This window comes from Cereibacter johrii, from assembly GCF_001720585.1.
GTDB lineage: Bacteria > Pseudomonadota > Alphaproteobacteria > Rhodobacterales > Rhodobacteraceae > Cereibacter_A > Cereibacter_A johrii.
On record NZ_MABH01000252.1, the window covers coordinates 1 to 3,395 of the forward strand.

The following is a 3,395-nucleotide window of genomic DNA, read 5'->3' on the forward strand; positions in this document are numbered from 1 at the left end:
TGCCGCCCGCTCGTAGCGTCGCATCCGCTCCCAATCGTTCCTCGGGATCATGAGGAGATGGGCGCGCAGCGCCGCGGGCAGGGGCGGCAGGGCGGGCTCAGGCTGGCACAAGGGTCGTCTCCTGCTGGCGGGGAGGCATATGGCAATCGCGGTCCGCCGGGCGGCCGCTGCCTCCTGTCTCCCGCGGCAGGTTATTTCGGTTGCAATCAGAGTCAAAGAGATATTTCAATATGGAAATAGGGAGATCGGGAATGCCTGCAAAACGGGCATCCCCTGAGAGTGGAGCAAGAGATGACAGCCGATCCCACCAAGGACATCGCGGACTTTTCCGCACTCGTGATCCGCGACGCCGACGGAAAGCCCCGCGCGGGGTTCGAGCGGCTGACGCTCGCCGACCTGCCCGACAATGACGTGCTGGTCGAGGTGAGCCACTCCAGCCTGAACTACAAGGACGGGCTGGCGGTCAGCGGCAAGGGACGCATCGCGCGCCGCCTGCCGATGGTGGCGGGGATCGACCTCGCCGGACGGGTCGTGCGCTCGAAGGTGCCGGAATGGCAGCCGGGCGACGCGGTGATCGTGAACGGCTGGGGCCTGTCCGAGACCGAATGGGGCGGCTACAGCCGCTATCAGAGCGTGAAGGCGGGCCACCTGACCCGCCTGCCCGAGGGCTTCTCGCCCGCCGAAGCCATGGCCATCGGCACCGCGGGCTATACGGCCGCGCTCTGCGTGCTCGCGCTGGAAGACTGGGGCACCATCGCGCCCGGCCAGGGCGAGGTGCTGGTGACGGGGGCGGCCGGCGGCGTGGGCAGCGTGGCGGTGGCGCTTCTGGCCGCGCGCGGCTACCGGGTGGTGGCCTCCACGGGCCGCGAGAGCCAGCACGACTTCCTGCGGGGCCTCGGCGCCTCGGACTTCGTGGCCCGCAGCGCGCTCTCCGAGCCGGGCAAGATGCTGCAGGCCGAACGCTGGGCCGGGGCGGTGGATACGGTGGGCAGCCACACGCTCGCCAATGTGCTGGCGCAGACGGTCTATGGCGGGGCCGTCGCGGCCTGCGGCCTTGCGGGCGGCGCGGATCTGCCGGCCTCGGTCATGCCGCATATCCTGCGCAGCGTGGCGCTCATCGGCATCGATTCCGTCATGGCGCCTGCGGCGAAGCGCGACCGGGCCTGGGCGTTCCTCAATGCCCATCTCGACCGCGCCCAGCTTGCCGCCCTGACCACCGTCTCGCCGATGGCGGACCTGCCCGCGCTGGCCGCTTCCATCGTCAAGGGCGAGACGCGCGGCCGCCATGTCATCGAAATCGCCTGAGAAAGGACGCGCCATGAGCGAGGATCTCATCCTGTGGCAGAAGGATCCGGTGGATGCCTTCGTCACGCTGACGATGAACCGCCCCGACAAGATGAACGCCATGAATCAGGCGCTCGGCGATGCGCTGGAGGCCGCCATCCTGCGCGCGGTGAAGGATCCCGAGGTGCGCGCCGTGATCCTGACGGGCGCGGGGCGGGCCTGGTCCTCGGGCTTCGATCTGGGGGGCGAGGATTTCGAGATGACCGCCGACCAGTGGCGCAACGACATCGGCGAGAACATGCGCCGCCTGCGCCTGATCCGCGAGGCGCCGATCCCGATCATCGCGGCGGTGAACGGCTACGCGCTGGCGGGCGGGCTCGAGCTCATGATGTGCTGCGACATGACCATCGCGGCCGAGGATGCGCTTCTGGGCGAGCCAGAGGTGCGCCATGTCTCGGCGCCGCCCACGCTGATGCTGCCCTGGACCGTGCCGATGATCCATGCGCGCCACCTGATGTATACGGGCGATCTGATCGACGGGCGCGAGGCCCATCGCATCCATCTGGTGAACAAGGCCGTCCCGCGCGACCAGCTGATGCCCGAGGCCGAGCGGCTGGCGCGCAAATGCGCCCGGATGCCCGGCACGGCGATCAAATATGCCAAGGCCGCGCTGAACCACCAGCAGCAGACGGCGGGCCTCGAAAGCTCGTGGAGCTACAATCGCGAGACGACCGCAATCCTGCATGCGACCGAGGAAGGCGCCTACTGGATGCGGGTGCTTAAGGAAAAGAGCCTCAAGGGCTTTCTGGAAGAGCGCGAGGCGCCCTTCCGCGATCTCGACTGACCCTCCGGGCTGCTCCTGCGGCCCTCGGGCCATGTCCCCGTCAGCGGGGCACCTCGCCGATCCGGTCCGCCATCAGGTCGGCGAAGAGGCCGGAGCGCGTGCGATGCAGGCGCGAGGCCACCAGCTGGCCCTTGGCCGAGACCTCGCCCTCTTCCGCCGATGGGGTGAAATCGGCAAGCGCGAAGCGGCGGATGGCGGTGGAGCTGCCGGGATTGTCCCGGTTCCACCCGTCCAGCGCCGCGGCGATGGCCCGGACCTCGGCCCCCGGCGCCGCAAGGATCAGCGCCACCAGCCCGTCGCCCCCCGCGCCCCCCAGCACCAGATCCGAGGCGAGCGGCCCGAGTCGGCCGAGGATCCGGCCGCGCAGGAGGCCCGCCCGCACCTTGATCCCGCTCGAGAGCTTGAAATCCTCGGCCAGCCGTCCGTCGAAGCGCAGCATCGGCTGGCCCGCGGGGTCGGGGGCCAGAAGGCCCGCGTCGCCGGTGCGGTAATAGCCGTCGGCATCCAGAGGCAGCGGAAAGGGCCCGTCCTCGCCCAGATAGCAGGGCGCGAGATTGGGGCCGCGGAACCGGATCTCCGACAGACCATCCGTCTCGACCAGCGCCACCTCGTGCCCCGGCAGCGGCCAGCCCAGCACGCCGGGCGCGGCGATGTCGCCCGGCACGAGGCACATGGTCGATCCCGCCTCGGTGGCGCCATAGCCCGACAGGACCGCGATCCGGTGGCCGTAGCGGCCGGCCAGCGCATCGCGAAAGCCCGCGAGCCGGTCCCAGAGCGCGGGATCCATCGCGGCGCCGGCAAAGAAGATATGGCGCAGCGCGGCACAGCCTTGGGCCACCCGGTCGGGCTGGGCGTCCCAGGCATCCATCAGGAGCTTCAGCCCCAGAGGTACGCCGATCGACAGGCTGGGCCGCACCTCGGCCATCAGATCCAGCATCGCGCCCATCCCCTCGGCCGAGGGCGGCGGCGCAAGATGGAGGCTGCCGCCGTTCCAGACGATCTTGAACAGATTGTCGAGGCCGCCGAACACATGGTTCCAGGGCATCCAGTCGATCAGGACCGGCGGCTCTTCCGCCAGAAAGGGCCAGGCCACGGCATAGGCCGCCTGACAGGAGGAGATCATCCCCCGGGTGATCGGCACGCCCTTGGCCGCGCCCGTGCTGCCCGAGGTGAAAAAGATGGCCGTCCAGTCCTGCGGCGCGCCCGGACGGTCGGGGGCGGCGGGCGCCTCGGGCAGGTCCGTCAGGGCGAGCGCCGGCCCGCCGGC

At 70.3% G+C, this 3,395-nt stretch carries 3 protein-coding genes; 2 read left to right on the forward strand and 1 reads right to left on the reverse strand.

Translation table 11 applies throughout. The features are described from left to right. Positions 1 to 291 precede the first annotated feature (291 nt). Both A9O63_RS21410 and A9O63_RS21415 read left to right on the forward strand, forming a co-directional pair. Positions 292 to 1,305 carry an MDR family oxidoreductase gene (locus A9O63_RS21410; RefSeq protein ID WP_069333676.1) on the forward strand — a complete coding sequence of 338 codons (1,014 nt, stop codon included), beginning with the start codon at positions 292 to 294 and terminating at the stop codon, positions 1,303 to 1,305. A 13-nt stretch (positions 1,306 to 1,318) separates the two neighbouring features. After that, positions 1,319 to 2,128, forward strand: coding sequence for an enoyl-CoA hydratase/isomerase family protein (locus tag A9O63_RS21415; protein ID WP_069333677.1), 810 nt, complete (start codon positions 1,319 to 1,321; stop codon positions 2,126 to 2,128). 40 nt (positions 2,129 to 2,168) lie between these two features. Here A9O63_RS21415 and A9O63_RS21420 read toward each other — a convergent pair. Next, a partial coding sequence (locus A9O63_RS21420; RefSeq protein ID WP_069333678.1) for an AMP-binding protein occupies positions 2,169 to 3,395 on the reverse strand: 1,227 nt, incomplete at its 5' end.

What these genes read in the sequence shown, in the direction of transcription:
- A9O63_RS21415 (WP_069333677.1), top strand. Translation starts at nt 1,319, where the DNA reads ATGAGCGAGGATCTCATCCTGTGGCAGAAGGATCCGGTGGATGCCTTC.
- A9O63_RS21410 (WP_069333676.1), top strand. Translation starts at nt 292, where the DNA reads ATGACAGCCGATCCCACCAAGGACATCGCGGACTTTTCCGCACTCGTG.